21 protein-coding genes and 1 tRNA gene are annotated in these 22251 nt (G+C 37.3%); 8 read left to right on the top strand and 14 right to left on the bottom strand.

The window, feature by feature from the left end; genetic code table 11:
* Positions 1-79: 79 nt before the first annotated feature.
* Positions 80-1759 (bottom strand): glutamine--tRNA ligase/YqeY domain fusion protein, encoded by a 1680-nt coding sequence (locus Q2U82_RS04965; RefSeq protein WP_410006604.1) that lies wholly within the window; start codon positions 1757-1759, stop codon positions 80-82.
* A gap of 118 nt (positions 1760-1877) precedes the next feature.
* Here Q2U82_RS04965 and folB point away from each other — a divergent pair, with 118 nt between their 5' ends.
* Both folB and Q2U82_RS04975 read left to right on the top strand, forming a co-directional pair.
* A complete protein-coding gene (folB, locus tag Q2U82_RS04970; RefSeq protein ID WP_068762082.1) occupies positions 1878-2234 on the top strand; it encodes a dihydroneopterin aldolase in 357 nt (118 codons plus the stop codon).
* 56 nt (positions 2235-2290) lie between these two features.
* Positions 2291-2361 (top strand) — tRNA-Cys (locus tag Q2U82_RS04975).
* Between the two features lie 68 nt (positions 2362-2429).
* On the opposite strand, the gene Q2U82_RS04980 is transcribed toward Q2U82_RS04975, so the two are convergent.
* The 3 genes from Q2U82_RS04980 to rnr are packed head-to-tail and all read right to left on the bottom strand — an operon-like array spanning position 2430 to position 6139.
* A complete protein-coding gene (locus tag Q2U82_RS04980) occupies positions 2430-3197 on the bottom strand; it encodes a LysE family translocator (RefSeq protein WP_068762081.1) in 768 nt (255 codons plus the stop codon).
* Between the two features lie 45 nt (positions 3198-3242).
* Positions 3243-3920, bottom strand: coding sequence for a head GIN domain-containing protein (locus tag Q2U82_RS04985; RefSeq protein ID WP_410006605.1), 678 nt, complete (start codon positions 3918-3920; stop codon positions 3243-3245).
* 11 nt (positions 3921-3931) lie between these two features.
* Positions 3932-6139, bottom strand: a complete 2208-nt coding sequence (rnr, locus tag Q2U82_RS04990; RefSeq protein WP_410006606.1) for a ribonuclease R — start codon at positions 6137-6139, stop codon at positions 3932-3934.
* 111 nt (positions 6140-6250) lie between these two features.
* Here rnr and Q2U82_RS04995 point away from each other — a divergent pair, with 111 nt between their 5' ends.
* From Q2U82_RS04995 to Q2U82_RS05010, 4 genes are all read left to right on the top strand, one after another.
* A complete protein-coding gene (locus Q2U82_RS04995) occupies positions 6251-6490 on the top strand; it encodes a DUF2007 domain-containing protein (protein ID WP_410006607.1) in 240 nt (79 codons plus the stop codon).
* Between the two features lie 656 nt (positions 6491-7146).
* A complete protein-coding gene (rpiB, locus tag Q2U82_RS05000; protein ID WP_068762077.1) occupies positions 7147-7578 on the top strand; it encodes a ribose 5-phosphate isomerase B in 432 nt (143 codons plus the stop codon).
* Positions 7579-7587: 9 nt separating this feature from the next.
* Positions 7588-8517, top strand: coding sequence for a cation diffusion facilitator family transporter (locus tag Q2U82_RS05005; protein WP_410006608.1), 930 nt, complete (start codon positions 7588-7590; stop codon positions 8515-8517).
* 17 nt (positions 8518-8534) lie between these two features.
* Positions 8535-8975 (top strand): GNAT family N-acetyltransferase, encoded by a 441-nt coding sequence (locus Q2U82_RS05010; RefSeq protein WP_410006609.1) that lies wholly within the window; start codon positions 8535-8537, stop codon positions 8973-8975.
* Here the strand turns inward: Q2U82_RS05010 and Q2U82_RS05015 are convergent.
* The 9 genes from Q2U82_RS05015 to Q2U82_RS05055 all read right to left on the bottom strand — a co-directional run bounded on the left by Q2U82_RS05015 (position 8965) and on the right by Q2U82_RS05055 (position 18120).
* Positions 8965-9336 carry a hypothetical protein gene (locus tag Q2U82_RS05015; protein ID WP_068762074.1) on the bottom strand — a complete coding sequence of 124 codons (372 nt, stop codon included), beginning with the start codon at positions 9334-9336 and terminating at the stop codon, positions 8965-8967. The genes Q2U82_RS05010 and Q2U82_RS05015 overlap by 11 nt on opposite strands.
* Before the next feature lie 73 nt (positions 9337-9409).
* The gene (locus Q2U82_RS05020) at positions 9410-10228 is read right to left on the bottom strand and encodes a sterol desaturase family protein (RefSeq protein ID WP_410006610.1); all 819 of its coding nucleotides are present in this window, start codon (positions 10226-10228) and stop codon (positions 9410-9412) included.
* Positions 10229-10234: 6 nt separating this feature from the next.
* The gene (locus Q2U82_RS05025; RefSeq protein ID WP_410006611.1) at positions 10235-10786 is read right to left on the bottom strand and encodes a DUF2971 domain-containing protein; all 552 of its coding nucleotides are present in this window, start codon (positions 10784-10786) and stop codon (positions 10235-10237) included.
* Between the two features lie 78 nt (positions 10787-10864).
* A complete protein-coding gene (locus Q2U82_RS05030) occupies positions 10865-12487 on the bottom strand; it encodes a S41 family peptidase (RefSeq protein WP_410006612.1) in 1623 nt (540 codons plus the stop codon).
* Positions 12488-12498: 11 nt separating this feature from the next.
* Positions 12499-13317: a DUF4349 domain-containing protein gene (locus Q2U82_RS05035; protein WP_410006613.1), complete on the bottom strand. Its 819-nt coding sequence runs from the start codon at positions 13315-13317 to the stop codon at positions 12499-12501.
* Entirely contained in the window at positions 13304-13669 is a 366-nt protein-coding gene (gene rnpA / locus Q2U82_RS05040; protein ID WP_410006614.1) for a ribonuclease P protein component, read from the bottom strand. The genes Q2U82_RS05035 and rnpA overlap by 14 nt, the downstream gene beginning before the upstream one ends.
* 72 nt (positions 13670-13741) lie before the next feature.
* Positions 13742-15577, bottom strand: a complete 1836-nt coding sequence (locus tag Q2U82_RS05045) for a M1 family metallopeptidase (protein WP_410006615.1) — start codon at positions 15575-15577, stop codon at positions 13742-13744.
* A complete protein-coding gene (locus Q2U82_RS05050; protein WP_410006616.1) occupies positions 15577-17244 on the bottom strand; it encodes a S8 family peptidase in 1668 nt (555 codons plus the stop codon). Before Q2U82_RS05050 ends, Q2U82_RS05045 begins: the two co-directional genes overlap by 1 nt.
* 15 nt (positions 17245-17259) lie before the next feature.
* A complete protein-coding gene (locus tag Q2U82_RS05055; RefSeq protein ID WP_410006617.1) occupies positions 17260-18120 on the bottom strand; it encodes an MBL fold metallo-hydrolase in 861 nt (286 codons plus the stop codon).
* Positions 18121-18258: 138 nt separating this feature from the next.
* Here Q2U82_RS05055 and Q2U82_RS05060 point away from each other — a divergent pair, with 138 nt between their 5' ends.
* Positions 18259-20127, top strand: coding sequence for a cation:proton antiporter (locus tag Q2U82_RS05060; RefSeq protein ID WP_410006618.1), 1869 nt, complete (start codon positions 18259-18261; stop codon positions 20125-20127).
* A 36-nt stretch (positions 20128-20163) separates the two neighbouring features.
* Positions 20164-20391 carry a hypothetical protein gene (locus tag Q2U82_RS05065; protein ID WP_410006619.1) on the top strand — a complete coding sequence of 76 codons (228 nt, stop codon included), beginning with the start codon at positions 20164-20166 and terminating at the stop codon, positions 20389-20391.
* 8 nt (positions 20392-20399) lie between these two features.
* Here Q2U82_RS05065 and lepA read toward each other — a convergent pair whose 3' ends face one another.
* A complete protein-coding gene (lepA, locus tag Q2U82_RS05070; RefSeq protein WP_410006620.1) occupies positions 20400-22196 on the bottom strand; it encodes a translation elongation factor 4 in 1797 nt (598 codons plus the stop codon).
* Between the last annotated feature and the right edge of the window lie 55 nt (positions 22197-22251).

Consider the following 22251-nt stretch of genomic DNA (forward strand, 5'->3'; position numbering starts at 1 on the left):
TTTATAAATTTATCTTAAAACGAAGATAATTTTGCTAAATTCTCTTAAAAAGTAAACTATATTACAACAAAAATGTTAATTAATCAGCAAGTTTGGCCCAAGAGTCACGAAGTGGGACAGTGCGGTTAAAAACAATTTTTTCAGGAGTTGAATCTCTATCAACAACGAAATAACCCAATCTTTGAAACTGAAACTTATCCTCGGCTTTTGCACTTTTTATACTTGGCTCAGCGTATGCTTGAATAACGTTTAAAGAATCTGGATTAATAAATTCCATAAAATCCTTTTCTTTATTGGTATCGGGTGAAGCTTCGGTGAAAAGACGATCGTAAAGACGAACTTCAACAGGTAATGCATGTGCCGCAGAAACCCAGTGAAGTGTTCCTTTTACTTTTCGTAAAGACGCTTCAGAACCGCTTCCGCTTTTGCTGTCAGGATCATACGTGCAATGGATTTCAGTAATGTTTCCTTCGGAATCCTTTACTACGCTTTCACCTTTAATGATGTAAGCGTTTTTTAAACGAACTTCCTTCCCAAGAGTCAATCTGAAAAATTTGTTATTTGCAGATTCAAGAAAATCTTCTTTTTCAATATAAAGTTCTTTTGAAAAAGGAACTTCCCGGTTTCCAGCGCTTTCGTCTTCTTGGTTATTTTCGGCCTCGAGCATTTCCGTTTTTCCTTCGGGATAATTGTCTATTATCAATTTCACAGGATCTAAAACCACCATTATGCGTGGTGCTTTTTTGTTGAGATCTTCACGAACATTAAATTCCAAATGCGACACATCAATTAAATTTTCACGTTTTCCTACGCCAATGCTGTCTGCAAAGTTTTTAATCGATTCCGGGGTGTAACCTCTTCGGCGCAGCCCGGAAATGGTGGGCATTCTCGGATCGTCCCAACCCGTTACAACACCACTGCTTACCAGCTGCGCAAGTTTTCGTTTGCTAACAACGGTATGACTTAAATTTCTTCGGGCAAATTCGCGTTGTTTAGGGCGTAATTTATTGGAATCGTACACTTGGTCCAAAAACCAATCGTAAAGTTCTCTGTGCGGCAGAAATTCCAGCGTACAGAAGGAATGGGATACCTGCTCTATATAATCACTTTCGCCGTGGGTCCAATCGTACATTGGAAAAATTTTCCAATCCGTTCCCGTGCGATGGTGGTGTTTGTTGATGGTTCGGTACATAACCGGGTCGCGCATCAACATATTTGGCGATTCCATATTTATTTTTGCTCGCAAAACGTGCTCACCTTCTTTGGTTTCACCATTTTTCATCTTTTCGAGTAAATCCAAATTCTCCTCAACGGAACGATTTCTGAAAGGACTTGGTTTTCCGGGAGAATTCGGCGTTCCTTTTTGTTCCGCAATGGCTTCCGAAGTTTGTGAATCTACATACGCTTTTCCGTCCTTCACCATTTGAATGGCCCAATCATATAATTGCTGAAAATAATCAGAAGCATAGCATTCCGTAGCCCATTCATAGCCCAACCAAGAAATATCACGTTTTATAGCGTCCACAAATTCCTGTTCTTCCTTTGCAGGATTCGTATCGTCAAAACGAAGATTTACTGGCGCATTATATCTTTCTCCCAATCCGAAATTCAAACATATTGAAGAGGCATGGCCAATGTGAAGATAGCCGTTTGGCTCCGGTGGAAAACGGAAACATAATTGCTCTTTTTTATATCCTTTTGTGAGATCTTCTTCAATAATGTGTTCAATAAAATTCAGCGGCGCGGCTTCGTTACTCATATAAATATTTTTTATGAAGTGCAAAGGTAACCAATTAACTGAAAAAGCTATCTTCCAAAAAAAGGTTTCGACTGCGCTCAACCGGACATTCTAACATATATTTGCTAAAATTATTTTTATGGGCACCATTCGTTTAAAAAATATAAAGATTTACGCTTTTCATGGTTGTTTGATTGAGGAAGGACAAATAGGTTCCGATTATTTGGTGAACCTTTCTGTAAAGGCAGATTTGCAAAACGCCTCGGAAACCGACGAACTCGCAGATACCGTTGATTATGTAATGCTTCAAAAAATTGTGAGAGAAGAAATGGCGATGCGCGCCAAGCTTTTGGAACACGTTGCAAAGCGTATTATCGATTCAATTTTATTAAAGATTGAAATGGTTGACGAAGTAAAAGTTACCGTTGCCAAACGCAACCCTCCAATTGGTGGTGATGTTGCCGAAGTTAGCGTTACCCTGCAACAGAAAAGGTAATTTGTTTTTTAAGTAGGTATTTTAAGTTTAATTTTTTTACATTTGCAACCCTAAAGGGTATCGTGGCCGAGTGGCTAGGCTCAGCTCTGCAAAAGCTGCTACAGCGGTTCGAATCCGCTCGATACCTCTTAAAACCTTCAACATTAGTTGGAGGTTTTTTTATTCAATTGAAATTACGCCCCTTTTTTTCCTAATTTATTTTTCAACAGGCATTATTTTTGGAACATTTTCATTTTCTTTGGGCGGGGTTTTTAAAGAGCCATCGACTGGCGGAATGGGACTTTCCTCTAAATGTTGTTGCCCAGGAATTCTATCAAGTTGTGCTTCTACTCCTTTTGGAAAAATACCTTGGATTAGTAACAAAACACCGAACCCTAAAATTAAAATACTTACCCACTTTTTTGTTTTGAAAATAAAACGCGGGGTCATTTTATTTTTCAATCTTTTTGCCAAAAGCATTTTTAAAAGATCTGTGAGAAAGAAGGTCGCCAAAACGGTTGCAATGAAAAGAAGCACGCCATTGTCCGAAGTAGTTAGCGCATTAGCCATTATTAAAGTTCCTATCCAGCCTGCCAAAACTCCGAAGTTTACAAAGTTCAAAAGAAAGCCTTTTAAGAACAAGCCGCCGAGATTTTTCTTCACTTTTACGGCATAATGTTCACGAACAATTTTGAAAATGGATTTATTGGTGCGTATGTATGAAATAATACCGTAAGCAATAAGTATAGCTCCTCCAAAAATGAGCAGACCAGGATCGTGCTTAACTTTTTCGAGGATTCTGTTTGTACTGAAAAAAGCTATTAAGATGAATATTACATCAGCAAAAAGCGCTCCGAGGTCAAAAAAAATTGCGGCTTTAATTCCTTTGGTTATTGCGGTTTCAATCAAAGTGAAAAACACTGGGCCAACTGCGAAAGCCAACAAAAATCCGTAAAATGCTGCGTAGAGTAAACCGTCAAACATAGTAGGTAAAAATACAAATTACTTTTACCCAATAACGGTAAAATTTTAATTTTTACCTTCTATTATTTCAATTTTTCCGCCCGCCAGTTTCTTTTTCTTTACATCTTTTGGATTTCCATAAACAGTGATATATCCTCCTGCGGTAACTTTAGCTTCAACTTTTTCGGTAGTAAAAATAGTTGCAGACCCACCGGCAGTTACATTAACAAAGGCTTCGGAAGAAATTAGATCCTTTGCCTCATAAATTCCACCAGAATTAATGCTTATATCCTGTTTTTTAGTAGTTCCTTTGGCTTTTATAACACCTCCGGAAACAGATTTAATATCAATATTTTCAGCAGCGACCGCAACATTTATTTTCCCGCCTTCTTGTGTTTTAAGTTCCAAAGAAGTTTCTTTTATTTCTTCTTCAGAATTTATTTCGGCACCTTCATTTGCATCAAGAATTGAAACGTTTTTAAAATAAACGGTAACTGTAGTTGCGCTTCCATCAAAACGTTCTTCAAGTTCCATCCGTATTTTTAATACGCCGTTGTCATTTATTGTTTTTACGAATTCAGTATTTTCTCCTTCCACAACAACTTTATTTTCATCGGATGGAACCAGCTTTACTGTAATAAGATCGTAAACTTTCAATTCACTGAAATCACCAACTTCAGTAGTTTGTTGCGAAAAAGAAATAGCTGAAACACAAAGCATTACTATAAAAATTAGTTTTTTCATCTGTAAAAGTTTTAGTTTTTATAATCATTTCTATGACCAAGCATTGTAAAATCTAAGTGTTTTTTAACTAAATCTGCATTTTTTACTTTTACATAAACTTCATCGCCCAGTTGGTAAACGTTTTTTGTACGTTGTCCGATCACTGCATATTCTTCCCTATCAAATTCGTAACGGTCATCATTCAAATCTTGCAAACGGACCATCCCTTCACATTTATTCGACATAATTTCTACATAAATTCCCCATTCGGTTACTCCAGAAATTACACCCAAAAAATCTTCGTCTTTGTGATCCTGCATATATTTCACCTGCATATACTTGATGCTGTCGCGCTCTGCATTTGTGGCAAGATTTTCCATGTCGCTGCTGTGCCCGCATTTTTCTTCATATTCTTCTTCTTTTGCAGATTTTCCATTGTCTAAATAATGCTGAAGAAGTCTGTGAACCATTACATCCGGGTACCGACGAATAGGTGAAGTAAAGTGTGTATAATAATCGAAAGCCAATCCGTAATGGCCAATGTTATGGGTTGTGTACATTGCTTTGCTCATACTTCTAATAGCAAGCGTATCAATCAAATTCTGCTCTTTTTTTCCGTGAACATCCTTTAAAAGTTTGTTCATTGACTGGGCTGTTGAATGGCGGTCTTTGGTGTTCAGTTTATAACCGAAACGCTTGATTATATTTTCCAAAGCTGCAATCTTTTCATCATCCGGTTCGTCGTGAACACGATAGACAAATGTCTTTTTAGGCTCCTGTTTTCCTATAAATTCGGCAACGCTTCTGTTTGCTAAAAGCATAAATTCCTCAATCAGTTTGTTCGCATCTTTACTTTCCTTGAAATAAACTCCTTCGGGATTGTTTTGTTCGTCGAGAATGAATTTCACTTCCACTTTATCGAAAGAAATAGCTCCGGCACGCATACGTTTTGTTCGCAAAGTTTTTGCCAAACGGTCCATTTCCAGAATTGCGGCTGCTATTTCTGGTTTAACCGTATATTCCTTATCCGTTATTGAAATTTTTGAGGGAATTGTATGTGTTTCTGCATCAGGATTTTCAATAACATGCTGCGCTTCTTCATAAGCAAAACGGGCATCACTGTAAGTTACCGTTCTTCCGAACCACTGTTTTACAACTTCAGCTTTTTGGTTCATTTCAAAAACTGCAGAAAAAGTATATTTTTCTTCATTTGGCCGAAGGGAACAGGCGTTGTTTGAAAGAATTTCCGGAAGCATCGGCACTACTCTATCTACCAAATAGACTGAGGTTGCGCGCTCGTAAGCCTCATCGTCCAACTCATTTCCTGGAGTTACATAATGTGAAACGTCTGCAATATGGATTCCTATTTCGTAATTTCCATTCTCCAATTTTTCAAAGGAAAGCGCATCATCAAAATCTTTTGCATCTTTTGGATCTATCGTAAAAGTCAAAACATCGCGCATATCGCGGCGTTTTTTAATTTCCGAAGCTTTTATTGAAGTATCAATTTTATTGGCAAAATCCTCTACTTCCTGTGGAAATTCATACGGAAGTCCGTATTGAGCCAAAATGGAGTGAATTTCAGTATTATGTTCGCCGGGCATTCCGAGAACTTTAATAACGCTTCCAAACGGAGAATCAGCTTTTTCTGGCCAATCTTCCATTGCTACCAATACTTTTTCACCATTTTTTGCACCGTTTATTTTATTCTTCGGAACAAAAATATCTGTGTACATTTTATAATCGGTAATGTCCACAAAGGCGAAATTTTCCTGCACTTGAATGGTACCGACGAATTCGGTTCGTTTTCTTTCTATAATCTTTGTTACTTCACCTTCGGTCTTTCCGCCTTTTTTACGCTTAAAAACATACACTTCAACAATATCGCCGTTTAAGGCTTTGTTTAGGTTTTTGCTTTTCACATAAATATCATCCTCTAAATCCTCAACGATAATATAACCTTGGCCACGGCCCGCTATATCTACTTTTCCGGTGTAATAATTTTGTGAAGGGGTAAGTATATATTTGCCGCGCTCAATTTCCTGAATCGTCCCTTTTCCTTGCAGATCCTTTAGTTTTTTTACTATTTGATTTCTACTGCTGGGGTCGTCCAGTTGTAGTTTTGCGGCAATTTGTTTGTAGTTGAAAGCTTGTGAATGATCTTTCCGAAGAATGTTTAAAATAGTTTGGGAAAGATTTTCAATTTTATTGTTTTTCTTTTTTCTTTTGTGTTTTGGCATAGTTGTTTTTGTAATTAGCGTAAAAGTACTACTTCTCAAAGAATGACGTGTTTACATTAGGAAAGATTTAGTACCTTAGGAAAGCTCACTGAATTTTTATAAAAGTCTAAAATGAAGCACTTTAAAACAATTGCTATTTTTCAATATCCTGCGGAATATGCAGTGCTTCAGCTTTTGTTTGATCAAGAGGAAATACGTTATTTTTTTCAAAATGAAACGATGATTAGCGTTTTTCCTTTTTATTCCAACGCTTTTGGCGGTATTCAGCTTAAAGTTCATATTGAAGACATCGAGGAAGCGGAAGAAATCATTAAAAATCTGGATCATCCATCTAATTTGAAAATAGTTTAAAAAGTTGAATCAAGACATAAGAACCAAGATTCAAGACAAAACTATTATTCAAATTAAATTTTAAAAGTCTTGGCTCTATAATCTTGGCTCCTATTTCCTTTTTTTATTGTTATCAACATCTATTTATACATCATTTCTTTTTTTTGAAATTTTAAAATAAAAAATGGTGATTATTATAGGATGTTAATATGTACAATAACTTTTTGAAGTTTTGTTTTGAAATCAATTTATTGCTTTTTAATAATAGGTTATTAACATATATTTATGATTTAAATGCCTTTCAAATAATGTAATAGCATGAATAATGAACAACTGTGAACAACATAATTTCACAACCTATAACTGATAAGTTTTTCTAAAATTTTTGTTTGAAAGGGAAGAAATTGTGCTCACAAATAGCAAGCAAAAAATGACTTAAATTTTTGGTGTTCTGCAAATTTAAAACCTATTGTAAATATTCTTTACACTTGCAATTTTACTTGTCGTAATTCCGCAAACAAATATCAACAATGTTGTTAACCAAACTATAAAGGCATCGTTAAGAAATCGTTATCAATTGAAAATCAATTATTATTGAACAGAAACCTTGGCATAATTAAAATTCTATTTCTACTTAAATAAAAAGCCGATGTTTTATCTTTGAAAAAAATATAGTTATGAAAATCTCCATCGGCAACGACCACGCAGGTACAGAATATAAATTTGAAATTATTTCCTTTCTTGAAAAAGAAGGTCATACGGTTATTAACCATGGAACTGACTCTGAAGCAAGCGTTGATTATCCAGATTTTGTACATCCCGTTGCGGCAGATGTTGAAAACGGAAATGTAGATTTAGGAATCATAATCTGCGGAAGTGGAAACGGAGCAAATATGACCGCAAATAAACATCAAAAAGTGCGTTCCGCACTTTGCTGGACTAAAGAAATTACCGAATTGGCGCGTCAACACAACGATGCCAATATTTTAAGCATTCCCGCACGTTTTACTAGCAAACCACAAGCAGTTGAAATGGTAAAAACTTTTCTAAAAACAGAATTTGAAGGCGGCCGTCACCAAAACCGCGTTGAAAAAATAGCCTGTTCATAATCCAATAAAATGGCGCATAACCACGCACATTCCCAAAACGATTCGCATGGGCATTCCCACCCAGATTTGAAAGGAAGAAAACTGTTGCTTTCCATTCTTTTAAATATTGGAATCACCGTTGCGCAAGTAATTGGTGGCTTGATTTCTGGAAGTTTATCCCTGCTATCCGACGCGCTTCACAATTTCAGCGATGTACTTTCTTTAATTGTTAGTTACATTGCGGACAGATATTCAAAAAAAGACGCTTCGGTTACCAAAACTTTCGGTTACAAACGTGCAGAAATTATTGCTGCTTTCGTGAATTCCGCTACCTTAATTATCGTTGCAGTTTATCTTATTTATGAAGCAATCCTTCGCTTTATGGATCCGCATACCATTGAAAGCGGATTGGTTATTTGGCTGGCTATTTTAGGAATTGTTTTCAATGGGTTCAGTGTTTTGCTTCTTTTTAAAGATTCAAAAAGCAATATGAATATGCGCTCTGCCTATTTACATTTGTTGACTGATATGGCAGCGTCCGTCGCTGTTTTGGTTGGTGGTTTGTTGATGAAATATTTTGAATGGTTTTGGGTGGACAGCCTACTTACTTTACTTATTGCGCTGTATTTAATAGTAATGGGTTTTGGCTTATTGAAAAGCTCTTTTAAAGTGTTGATGCTTTTTACACCGGACGATATAAGTTTAGAAGTGATTCACGATGCGGTATGTAAAATTCCAGAGGTAAAAAATATTCATCATATGCACATTTGGCAACTTAATGAGCAGGAAACCCATTTGGAAGCGCATGTAGATTTTCACAAAGACGTTACACTTTCACAATTTGACGCTGTACTCACGAAAATTGAAGAAGTACTTTTTCACGATTTCGGAATAAACCACGTAACCATCCAGCCCGAACATCAAAAGGACGACCCAAAAGATATTATTGTACAGGATTGATTTTTTAAAAAGAAGCTATGGAAATTGAAGTAAAGAATTTTGAGGAACTGAGCACAAAGGAGCTTTATGAGCTTTTGCAACTGCGAAGCGAGGTTTTTGTAGTGGAACAGGATTGCGTTTATCAAGATATTGATGGAAAGGATGAACGCGCCCTTCATATTTTAGGTTGGGAAGACGGTAAATTGGTAGCATACACCCGCTGCTTTAAAGCAGGCGATTATTTTGACGAAGCGTCCATAGGAAGGGTTTTAGTGCGCGAAAATTACCGAAAATTGGGTTACGGCCACGAGATTACCAAAGCTTCTATAAATGCGATTAAAACAAACTATAAAGCCGATAAAATAAAGATATCGGCTCAAGTGTATTTGGTTATTTTTTATGAAAGCCACGGTTTTAAAACCTATGGCGATCGCTACTTGGAAGATGGCATTCCGCACATCGCGATGGTTAGAGCTTAATGAGGTTTTTTTCCAAATTAAGGTCTTTCAGCATTTCATCCGTAAACTTATAATGCCCGCGGCGTGTAATTATTTTGAAACGCTGGTTCCGCATGCGGGTCAACGTATCCAAAAACTGCCATTTGGATTTTAGCAATCGCGGTTTCTCAGATTTTAGACTGATTTCAAAATAATGTTTAATTCCCGCGCGATCTGCTACTATGTCTGGAGTAATTACCACATCGCTATCTTTTTTGTGATAGGATTTTGGAGTTTCATAACCTTCCACATCGGCCTGAATGTGTTCAAAACCCCGGTTCTCTAAATAGGCCACAGATTCTTTTAGAATCTCCTTGTTTTCGTCTCTTTCTGATTGTACCATAAACGCTAAGATACAACACCATTGATAAACAGGCGGTTAACTTTATGTTAACTAAACTGTGATAGTGTTAAAGTCATTTTTTATAATGAATGGATTTATCGAAAGGAAGCCGTAATTGTTGTAAAATATTTTCATCATCGCGATGGTCAGCAATGTCCAAACCGTATTTAATTTCCGAAGTTTTTCCGTAGACAAACGTGCCAAACAATCGATCCCAAATTGAAAGCATATTTCCAAAATTACTGTCCGTCCAAGGCATTTGAAAATGATGGTGAAATTTATGCATATTCGGAGTAACGATAATGTAGCTCAGCGCTTTGTCCAATTGCTTCGGAAGCGAAATATTGGCGTGTGTGAAATAGGTAAAAAGCACACTTAAAATTCTATAAAAAAGATAAAAAGCAATCGGCATTCCCATAATTACAACGGCTATCAAAGCAAAAGTTTCCCGAATAATAAAGTCGAAAGGATGGTGGCGCGTGCCTGTGGTCACGTCCACATTTTTATCACTGTGGTGTACGGTGTGCAGCCTCCACATCCACTTTACTTTGTGGAGCAGATAATGCACAAAATACTGGGCAATCAAATCCAAAACCATGATGGAAAGCAGCAATTCCAACCAAACAGGCCCATCAAAAAGTTGCAGCAGCCCAAAGCTTGAATCGCTTAGCCACAGAAAAATACCAACGGTCGCAATCCCGAAAACCACGTTTATCAGCATCACAAAAGCCAGCAAAATCAAGTTTGTTTTTGCGTGCCGCCATTTGTTGTATTTGGTAAAAACGAGTTTGTAATAGCCTTCAAAAATCCAGAAAATTGTAAGGACAAAAAACACCCAACCGACTTTCATCCAAACGGGCATTGTTTCGAAGAAGGATAAGAAGGAATGCATTATAGTTTAATCATAATAAGTTCTAACTTCAATTTTTGGATTTACATACCTTATTAATTTAGTTATTAAATCTTTATTCAAATCTGAAACTTCTGAACCAAGAATAATTTCTTTTATCTCTATGTTAATATAGCATTGATTGTCAGTTATTATTCTAAACTCGTTTTCATAATTCCAATCACCAATTTTATTTAAAAAAACATCCTTTTTATCTTCAAATTTAATAGGCAAATCTTCAATTATAGTTAATCCATTATAATTTACTTTATGAATTTTAAAATTGTCCTCCAGAATATGAAACCCTATGACCAACCCTCTATGTCCATCAGCATAATGTGACCACATTAAATGATTTTTGTATACGCTGCTAAATGAGCATATACTTATATGTTTTTCTTTTAATGGATTTAAACGAAGCCTTTTGTTATGTATTTCTGAAAAGAATTGTCCTTCAAAGTTATCATTAAGATTTTTAAAACTAGAAGAATATAATCTTTGATATAAGATTAAATCAAGTAAATATTTATAATTTTTAAAGTCTCTAAATTTGTAATACATTCTCAATTAGGTTGTGATAAATACATATAATAAAATTTACCATTAGTCCCATTCAGTTAATACCTTGTAATCGGATCATTACTTCAAAATCTTCGCATACCGCCCAGCATCATTTAAAACAGCAACTGCCTCCAAAATCTCGGGATTGTGCTCTATTTGGTAATTGTACAAACCCTCGCGGTAGAAATAGCGCTTTAAAATTTCATCGGTCAACAACGATTCTATTTCCACTTTTTTCTCAACGATAGCCTTGTCTTTTGCCGCATCAATAGCTTTCATAAGCTGTGCATATCCCGCAGTGATATCTTTATTTAAATCATCGTCTTCAGACATTTTTAAACCTTCTGCAAACTTCTTTTCGGTCTCTGTTTCGTATTCAAAATTATTATCCTTCAAAAACTTTAGAAAATCCTGAAAATCAGCTTCCCCGAATTTAAAGTTTTTTGAATCCGTCATTTGGTGACTGTAATAATATTTTGTGGCGTAGTCAAAAATGGCGTTGTCTTTTAATAAAGCCGTTGTAATTGGGCTGAAAACAGCCGATTCCAACTCAACATCGGGAAGAATCCCACCACCATCGTAAACCGTTCTTCCGCCTTTGGTTTTAAATTCATTGTATTCTTTTGAATCTTTACGAACGGGATCGCCATTTTCGTCACGGTGCCAATAATCCAAAGCTTGTATGCAACGGCCGCTTGGTGTGTAATAGCGCGAAATAGTAACTTTCAATTGCGTTCCGTAAGTCAATTTTTTTGGACGTTGAACCAGTCCTTTTCCAAAACTGCGTGCGCCAACAATCACGGCACGATCTAAATCCTGCAAACCTCCGGAAACAATTTCGCTCGCGGAAGCGCTTCGTCCATTAACCAAAACGACCAGCGGAATCTCTTTGTCCACAGGCTCGTATTTGGTTTTATAAGTTTGGTTGTACTTTTCGATTACCGATTTTGTAGTTGTAATAACTTCACCTTTATCTACAAATAGGTTAACCACATTTATGGCTTCATCCAGCAATCCACCAGGATTTCCACGCAGATCCAAAATTATTTTTTTAGCTCCCTGCGACTTTAAATCAACCAATGCAGCTTTTGTTTCGATTGTGGTTTTTCTGTTGAATTGTGAAAGTACGATGTAGCCAATATCATTATTTATCAATTTAAAAAATGGAACTGCTTTAAGTTCTACCGCACCTCGGGTAATGGTTGCGGTGGCGGTTTTCCCCTGTCTTTTATAGGTTACATCAACTGTAGAGCCGGGCGCGCCTTTTAATAATTCGCCGGCATCGTCTTGCAAATCAGCAATATTAACGCTCCCAATTTTTATAATTTCGTCCCCAGCTTTCAATCCGGCCTTGTCTGCAGGATAATCTTTGTAAGGCTCAACTATAATAATCTTATCCTTTCTGTTTTGAGCGGTTGCGCCAATGCCTGTGTAAATGCCTGAATTGTTGATTTTAGCATCCTCTACTTGCTGTTCGTTCCAGTAAACGGTATATGGGTCTAAATCTTCCAACATTCCTTTTATGGCTTTGTCCATAAGTGTTGCCGGCGTTACTTCGTCCACATAATTCATGTTCAATTCCTTGAAAAGTGTGGTAAAAATTTCAATCTGTTTTGCAATTTCGAAGAAATCACTTTTGAAACTTACCGTGGTAAAAAATATACCTATGGCGATGATGGGAATTAGGATTCTCTTTTTCATTTTCTGAAATTTTAATGCTTTTTCTTTCTATTCTTCAGAAATATACGAAGAACAAAAATTATAATTAATGTGATGAGGAATAAAGGCCAAAGGTACAGAACACCTAAGAAAAACACTGAAATGCCATTCCAGCCACCCTGAAAGGCGTTTTTCATCTTTTGACCGTAGGATTGGGTAATTCCTGTTTCCGCAGTGGTTTTATAGAACTCAATGTTTATGGTGCTCATTGAGACCTGACTTTGAAGATACTGCAAACGCCCTTGTTTTGCCTCAATTTCCTCGCGAATGTTGGAAAGTTCGCGTTCTATTTGTAGCATTTCCTCTACCTTATTTGCTTTTTTCAACAACTCAAGATAGCGCTCTTCGAGTACGCGTTTTGCCTTTAAACGAGCTTCCAAATCCACGAATTCCTCGGAAACATCTTGTCTGGAAATGTCGCGCTGGTCAAAATAATCCACGCCTTCGGAAATTCCGTCAATAAACGGCTGAAAATTTTCTGTCGGGATACGAACAGTTAAGTTTTTATAAATACGGTTGTAGTCTTTCCCGCTATTGTCGCTTTGTACCAGGCCTTTGTATTGTGAAGCAAGCTGAAGTATTTTTTTGTGGGTTGCTTCCATATCTTTGGTTTCAAAAGCCAAACGAGCGGTTTTGATGATTTTTTGTTCCTGTTCAACAGGAATTAGCTCTGCTGACATTTGATTGGCAACAATAGTTTCTTCGGCCACATCCATGCCTGCCATTGAGGAATCTCTTTCGTAATTTTTGTTGGAACTTCCGTTTGAACATCCCAAAACAAACAATAAAAGTAAGGCGCTAACTATTTTCATCGCGTAATTTTTTAAGCAGCTTTACCATTGCTTTTTCAACTTCGGCATACTGCGGTTTGACTTTTCCTAAAAAAAGAAATAGCATCACAAATTTCTTGCCGTGAATTTCATCAAGTAATTCTTTATTAAGGCGATAGGCTTCGCGAAGTTGTCTTTTAACTCGGTTTCTATCTACGGCAGATTTAAAATTTCGCTTTGGAACCGCAAAAGCAGCGAGATTTGTTTCAAGGTTTTCCTTTGGAAGGAAAAAAAGTTTTATAGGAAATTTGGAATGAGTCTTTCCTTCCAAAAACAAATTTTCTATTGTTTTTGAGCTTTTTAGTTTTTGGTTTTTGGGAAACTTTTGGTTCACAATGTAAATATATAAAAAGACCCCGCAGGAATTAACCCTCGCGAGGTCTCTTTGAAAAAAGGAAAGTAAAAATTATTGTTTTTCGTAAATGTTATTTTCTTGATTGATGTCTGCCATTCTTCGCGTGGCATCAATCATCATATTTTTCACTTTTTTTCCGTTTTTAATTTCAAAAGTATAAGTTGGGTAAGCCCATGCCCAATCTTCCAAAACAGTGCGTTTTAAGTCAGTAAATGGGTTTGGTTTTTCGCCCCACGCCATTCGTAGTGGAATGTAAAATAACTCTTGGGTATCGTCTTCGTAAGTAACGTAAAGGTCTATGGGCATTGGCATCAAGCTGATTCTTTCTAAAGTTACTTTTGTGTTTTCACCTTTACTTTCTACAGCTTTTATTCCATAATCGATTGTGTTTGTGGTTTGGGCCCAATCTGTTAAATACCAATCCAATTCAAACCCAGAAACTTTTTCCGCCGTTCGAATAAAGTCATTTGGTGTTGGGTGTTTAAATTTGAAATCTGAATAATAGCGCTTTAAAGTTTTTGATAGGTTTTCTGGCCCGATAACATATCCCAACTGTGTTAAGAATACAGAGCCTTTACTATAGGCATTTATTCCATAAGAACGGTTGCTTGCATATCTGTCTGCGTGAGTAGTAAGCGGTTGCTCTGCTCCACTTGTTGCCATGAAAAAATAACTTCTGTAAGAACCAGAATGTGGATTTGGCTTGTTTTCATTCATAACAAAATTCATTGCCTCGTCTGAAATGTATGAGGTAAAACCTTCGTCCATCCATTCGTGTTTGCTTTCATTGGTAGCCAAAACAAATTGAAACCAAGAATGTGCCAGCTCATGTGCGGTTACCCCAACTAAGCTTCCAAGTTCTCGTTCGCCAGTTATCATAGTGCTCATGGCATATTCCATTCCGCCATCGCCACCTTGTATAACCGAATATTGTTCATAAGGATATTCTCCTATTTGCTCATTAAAGAACTCCATCAATTCAGCGGTTTTTGGTTGAAGTTTTTTCCAGTTTTCAGCGATTTCAGGATTATTTTTATAAAAAAAATGAAGTGTAACTCCATTAGGACCGGGATATGTATCGTGAACATATTCATTATCTGCAGCCCAAGCAAAATCATGAACGTCTGGTGCCAAAAAGTGCCAAGTGTATTTTCCTTTTACGGGATGCATAGGTTTTTGCCCAGGAACAGTGTAGCCGTGACCAACAGCCGCTGGATTTTGTAGATAGCCTGTTCCGCCAATGGTATAAGCCTCATCTATAGTTATGGTAACATCAAAGTTGCCCCATACACCATGAAATTCGCGTGCAATATATGGATCGGCGTGCCAACCTTCAAAATCATATTCAGCAAGTTTGGGGTACCATTGAGTCATTGTTAGGGCAACGCCTTCAGAACTATTGCGTCCTGAACGGCGAATCTGTAAAGGAACTTGCGCATCCCATTCCATATTAAATACCGTGCTTTCACCGGGTAAAATAGGCTTGTTCAGTATTACTTCCATCACAGTACCTTTAATTGTGTACTTAGCGGTGGTATTGTCTTGCATGAACACTGTTGGTTTGATGTATCCAATTTCCGATGGTGATAATTTTGAAATTCTATCCATTACACGGCTATCGGGATCTGTAATAGTGCGTGAACGCACATCCATTTCGCTTCCTGGCTGAAAAGCGTTGAAGTAAAGATGATAAAAAACCTTGTTTAAAGTGTCGGGGGAATTGTTTGTGTATTTCAACTCCTGCGTTCCTTTATATTGAAAATTTTTCACGTCCATTTGAACGTTCATTTTATAATCAACTTCCTGTTGCCAATAGCTATTGTTATTCTGTGAAAATGCCGAAAAGAATATTGCTGTTAGAAAAAATCCGTTTAAAATATGCTTCATTATTTAGACATTTTATCTGCCATAATCAAGGCATTATACATATTGACCATTTTACCAGACTTTGAAATGTTTGAAAATGATTCTGTATTGGAAGCGTCATCGCCCAGAACAACTTTTGTGTTTGTTGATAGGCCGCTATCCATTAAAATTTGCTTTACTTGTTTTGCTGAAAGATTTGGATAATAAGAACGAATCATTGCGGCAACACCAGCAACTTCAGGCGCCGCCATTGAAGTTCCCTGTAAAAACTCATAAGTATTTAATGGTGTTGTTGACCAAATTTTTACACCCGGTGCAAAAACGTCAACATTGGTTTTTCCATAATTTGAAAAGTTTGCAACTAGTTCACCTCCGTATTTAAAATTAAGTGCTCCAACAGTTAAAAAAGAATCTGCCATTTCAGAGCCATTATCAAATTGATCGTTCGGATAAATATTTACGGTGTCTAAATCCAATCCGTCGTTTCCAGCGGCATTTACAATTAAAACATCTTTTGAAGCAGCATATTTAATGGCTTCATAAACCCAATCAGCATGAGGAGAATAGTACTTTCCGAAACTGGTGTTCAGTACTTTCGCGCCATTATCAACAGCATAGCGAATTGCCAAAGCAATGTCTTTATCATATTCATCTCCGTCCGGCACAGCGCGGACTACCAAAATCTTAACATTGTTTGCAACACCGTCCATTCCAATTCCATTGTTGCGTTGTGCGGCAATAATTCCAGAAACATGTGTTCCGTGCTTCACATTTTCTCTAGTTGGGTCTGGTCCTGCAACATTGTTATCGCCATAAACATTGTCTGTAATATCATCTGGGTTATCCCCTAAAATGCCACGGAAATCTTCCGTCATATTAAAATTGTTGTCCAATCTTCCATTGAAATATTTCATGCCACTCTCTAGTTCTTCAAGAACTTCAGGAACTGAATCAGCGAAATTCAGCATTTGGTTAAGCATTGCAATTTGTTGTTTTTCTTGGGATGAAGGATTTTTTATTGCTGCAAGATCTTCTTTTGTATAATTCGTTTTTCCAAGTTTTTTAGCCATTGCTTCATGTGTTGGCTTCAACTGTGAAATAATCTGCTCATAACGAGCTTTGTTTGTGGTAATTTCAGAAGATTCTTTTTCGTATTCCGCTACAGCTTTTTTATAAAGAGCGAATTCTTTTCTATCTGCAGCACTGATAGAAGATTCACTTTTTCCTTCATATTTTGGTTTCAATTTTCTGATAATGCGAACATATTCCATGTTTTCGCCAACGATGTCTCCAAGAAAATTCCATCCGTGAATATCGTCCACAAAACCATTTTTGTCATCGTCAATGCCATTTCCGGCAATCTCACCGGGATTGGTCCAGATCACATTTTTAAGATCCTCATGATCAATATCTACTCCGCTGTCAATTACACCAACTATAACTGTTTCGCCTTTACGTTTTTTGATTATATCGCTGTAGGCTTTGTCCACGCTCATTCCCGGAACGGTATCTTTCACCAAGTCCATTGCAGGCCAATGTTTTAGTTGTGCATCATCAAGAGGTGCAGTTTTTAAAGGATTGGTATCAATATTTTGTATTGGGGTGGCAACAATTGCTGCGCCACTGCCGCAACTTGACATAACAGCTGATATTGCAACTGCAAAAAGGGAAATTTTTAAAATTTTCATTATTTAAAAAAAGTATTAATTAAAAAATTCTTTGAGTGATAAGGTTTCGTTAAGGCGAACACCTTTATCAGTATTTTGAACATTTATTATAGGGTTGTGTGCGTCGTGTTCAAGAAAAAGGTAAAAGTTATTTTCCGCGGCAGTATTAAGAAATTTTTCCTTTTCGGGAAGAGTTAAAAGTGGTCGTGTATCATAACCCATCACAAAAGGGAGTGGTAAATGGCCTGCCGTTGGCAACAGATCTGCCATAAAAACCAAGGTTTTTCCTTTGTAATTTATATGAGGAATCATTTGTTTGTCTGTGTGTCCATCAACAAAAAGAATTCCGAAGTCAAGCTCATTAGCTTCCGCAAAATCTGAATTAGGTTTTGCCACGAATTTAAGCTGTCCGCTTTCCTGCATTGGCAAAATGTTTTCTTTTAAAAAGGAAGCTTGTTCCCTGCGGTTTGGCTTAGTTGCCCACTGCCAATGGTCTTTATTGCTCCAATAAGTTGCGTTTTTAAAGGCTGGCTCATATCCTGTTCGGTCTTTGTTCCACTGGACACTTCCACCACAATGGTCAAAGTGTAGATGCGTCATAAAAACATCTGTAATATCATCGCGATGAAACCCGTATTTTTTCAAGGAATCGTCAATATTATAATCACCCCAACGATAATAATAGCCAAAAAACTTTTCACTTTGCTTGTTCCCCATTCCGGTATCAATCAAAGTAAGCCTATTGCCATTTTCAATAAGAAGGCATCTGGCCGCAATATCTATCATATTGTTTTCGTCTGCAGGATTGGTTTTGGACCATAGCGTTTTGGGCACAACGCCAAACATGGCGCCGCCATCAAGTTTAAAATTTCCAGCTTCAATAGGGAATAAATTCATAATCAGAAGAAATGAGTCGCAAATTAACAAAAGCGTTACATACCGAAGACCGAAGTGTAAATTAATTATACTATTTTTAACAATTCATTAATATTTGATAGAATCGAAAAATCTTTAATTTACCGAAAACACATTTGAATGGTAGAACTTGCAGGAATTATTATTTTAGGAATTTTAGCCCAATGGGTTGCTTGGAAATTTAAGATACCTGCTATTTTACCTTTAATTTTGATTGGTTTATTGGTTGGCCCTCTTTCAACTTTTCTCTCTGAGGACGGAAGCCAATGGCTCCAGCCTATTTGGAATGGTGAAAAAGGCCTTTTTCCCGGCGAAAATCTTTTCTATTTTGTATCTCTTGCGGTGGGAATTATTCTTTTTGAAGGCGGACTTACCTTAAAACGCGGCGAGATTTCAAAAGTTGGGCCTGTTATTGGCAAGCTAATAAGTATTGGAGCTGCTATTACATTTATTGGTGCGGGTGTTGCGGCTCATTATGTTTTTGGTCTAAATTGGCGCATTTCTTTTCTTTTTTCAGCTCTAATAATTGTTACTGGACCTACCGTAATTACTCCAATTTTAAGAAATATTCCCCTTAAGAAAGATGTTTCCGCAGTATTGAAATGGGAAGGAATTTTGATTGACCCAATAGGTGCTTTGGTAGCAGTATTAGTCTATGAGTTTATAAGTGTTGAAGGAGACTCTGGTTATACAAAACAAGCTTTGCTAGACTTTGGAAAAATTGTTTTGATAGGTTTCTCTTTTGGAGTTTCTGCGGGATACGCACTATACATTTCCATTAAAAAGAGGTTTATTCCGCACTACCTATCTAATGTTGTTTCGCTGTCATTGGTTTTGGCGGTCTTTGTCATTAGCGATCTTTTTGCGCACGAGTCTGGACTTTTGGCTGTTGTAGTTATGGGAATGTTTTTAGGAAATAGCGATCTGCCAAGCTTGAAGGAATTACTTTATTTCAAGGAATCTCTGAGCGTCTTGCTTATATCAATCCTTTTTATTCTGCTTTCTGCAAATATAAGCGTTGATGACCTGCTGCTGGTTTATAACTGGAAAACTGCTATCCTACTCGCAATAGTGATTTTTGTTCTCAGGCCGCTATCCGTCTTTCTCAGCACGATAGGCTCTTCTCTAAAAACAAATGAAAAATTATTTATAAGCTGGGTGGGTCCACGCGGGATCGTTGCTGCAGGTATTTCTTCACTTTTTGGAACTAAATTGGTTTTAAAAGGCGAAGTGGGCGCAGAATACATCACACCTTTAGTTTTTGCGGTTGTTTTGGTAACTGTGCTTTTAAACGCAACAACGGCAAGACTTGTAGCATCCTTGGTTGGTGTGTTTTTAAAGAAATCTGAGGGAATTCTTTTTGTGGGTGCTTCAAAAGTTTCAAGATTAATAGCAACCTATTTGCAGAAAAACAAACGACATGTGGTTTTGGTAGATTCCAATCAACTAAACATCAACAAAGCAAAAGAGTTAGGATTGGAAGCATTCAGTTCAAACATTTATGCAGACGATTTGACGGATAATATAGAACTGAACGATGTGGGCTATTTGCTGGCAATGACTGGCAATGACGAGATTAATAAACAGGCTATCAGCCGTTTTGGGAAGTTTTTTGGTGAAAACGGAACTTTTAGATTGATGACTTCAGAAGAAATGAGGCAGCGACAAAACCTTTCAGCCAAAGAATTATTTTCATACACGCACGATTATACTCGATTTACTGAAGTAGCCCAGGATTTTCCTTCAATACAGGAAATTCCCGTTGGAAGCCATAACCAATTTTTGCGGGTTCTGAATATTATTAGTGAAAACGAAAACGCTATTCCGCTGTTTATGAAACGCCCCAACGGATTTTTGGATCTAATTACAGCACCCACCGAGCTTGAAATAGATGAAGGCAGCAGTTTGGTGTATCTAGGAAAACCAATGGATTTTGAAGATGTTGTAAATGCAACACGAACAGAAAACGAAGGAAAATCCAAAAAATAATTTCACAACAAAGCCGTTCTTATAAAAACTTTTTTGATGAAGAAAATTTCTATCCTTATCGCCATATTTTGTAGCCTTTCAATTTTTTCCTGTAAAAAAGATGATGGTATTAGTTGTACCACTTGCACTTCAGCTGAAACTTCAGATTTTCAAGTTTGTAAGGAAAGGGATGGCAACGCATCCGTTAACGGGCAAAACACTGGAACGCCTTATGACACCTATATTTCAGGGCTGGAACAGGCTGGAGCGAGCTGTGGGAATTAAACTTGACTTTAATCGTTCAATTTAAGCACCGCCATAAAAGCTTCCTGAGGAATTTCAACATTACCTACTTGACGCATACGTTTCTTTCCCTTTTTCTGCTTTTCCAATAGTTTACGCTTTCGCGAAATGTCACCACCGTAACACTTTGCGGTAACGTCTTTCCGAAGTGCTTTTACGGTTTCACGCGCTATGATTTTTGCGCCAATAGCTGCTTGGATTGGAATATCAAATTGTTGCCGTGGAATTAGCTGGCGAAGTTTTTCGCAGATTTTTTTGCCAATATCATAAGCATTATCACGGTGAAGCAATGCTGAAAGTGCATCCACAATATTTCCGTTTAACAGTACATCCACTTTCACAAGATGCGACTGGCGCATCCCAATAGGCGAATAATCAAAGGAAGCATATCCTTTTGAAACAGTTTTTAAACGATCATAAAAGTCGAAAACAATTTCTGCCAAAGGCATATCAAAAGTGAGTTCTACTCTTTCGGTTGTTAAATAGGTTTGGTTGGTGATTTCACCTCTTTTTTCAATACAAAGCGACATTACGGAACCCACAAAGTCAGATTTTGTAATAATTGTGGCTTTAATATACGGCTCTTCAACACGATTAATTTTTGAAGGATCCGGCAAATCGGAAGGATTGTTTACCAATACAGGAACTTCAGGTTCCTTATTTGTAAATGCGTGGTAGGAAACGTTTGGAACGGTAGTAATTACCGTCATATCAAACTCTCTTTCCAATCTTTCCTGAATAATTTCCAAATGAAGCATTCCCAAAAACCCACAACGGAAACCAAAACCAAGTGCCGCAGAGCTTTCTGGAACAAAAACCAATGAAGCATCGTTCAGCTGTAGTTTTTCCATGGAGCTTCGCAACTCTTCGTAATCTTCAGTGTCAACAGGATAGATTCCGGCAAAAACCATTGGTTTTACGTCTTCAAAGCCTTCAATCATATTGATGGTTGGACTTTTGGAATCTGTAATGGTATCGCCTACTTTTACTTCTTTTGCTTCTTTAATTCCGGTAATTAGATAACCCACATCACCAGTTTTAATAACATCTTTGGGTTGTTGTTTCAGTTTCAAAGTTCCCACTTCATCGGCAAAATAACTTTTTCCGGTAGCCATAAATTTTATGTGCTGCCCTTTTCTTATTTCACCGTTAAGAACTCTGAAATAAGTTTCAACACCTCGAAAAGGGTTGTAAACAGAATCAAAGATCAAAGCCTGTAAAGACTCATCAGGATTTCCTTTTGGAGGTGGAATGCGTTCAATAATGGCGCTCAAAATTTCTTCAATTCCAATGCCGGTTTTGGCACTTGCGGGAATTACTTCCTCAGCTTTACAGCCCAAAAGATCAACAATATCATCGGTCACTTCTTCTACGTTTGCTGAAGGTAGATCTACTTTGTTCAAAACCGGAATTATTTCTAAATCATTTTCCAAAGCTAGGTATAGGTTGGAGATGGTCTGGGCCTGAATGCTTTGCGCGGCATCAACAATTAGCAAAGCTCCTTCGCAAGCTGCGATTGATCTAGAAACTTCATAAGAAAAATCCACATGGCCCGGAGTGTCTATCAAGTTCAGCGTATATTTTTCGCCTTTGTAAACATAGTCCATCTGGATGGCATGGCTCTTAATGGTAATGCCACGCTCACGCTCCAAGTCCATATTGTCAAGTAATTGGGCTTGTTTTTCGCGATCGGTTACGGTTCCGGTAGCGTCCAAAAGACGGTCTGCCAAGGTGCTTTTTCCGTGGTCAATATGGGCGATGATGCAAAAATTGCGGATGTTCTTCATAAAAATTCCTTCACGTGCTTACAAGTTGCAAATATAGATTAAAAGAGTGATTATA

The organism is Aequorivita nionensis (assembly GCF_046352995.1).
Lineage (GTDB): Bacteria > Bacteroidota > Bacteroidia > Flavobacteriales > Flavobacteriaceae > Aequorivita > Aequorivita nionensis.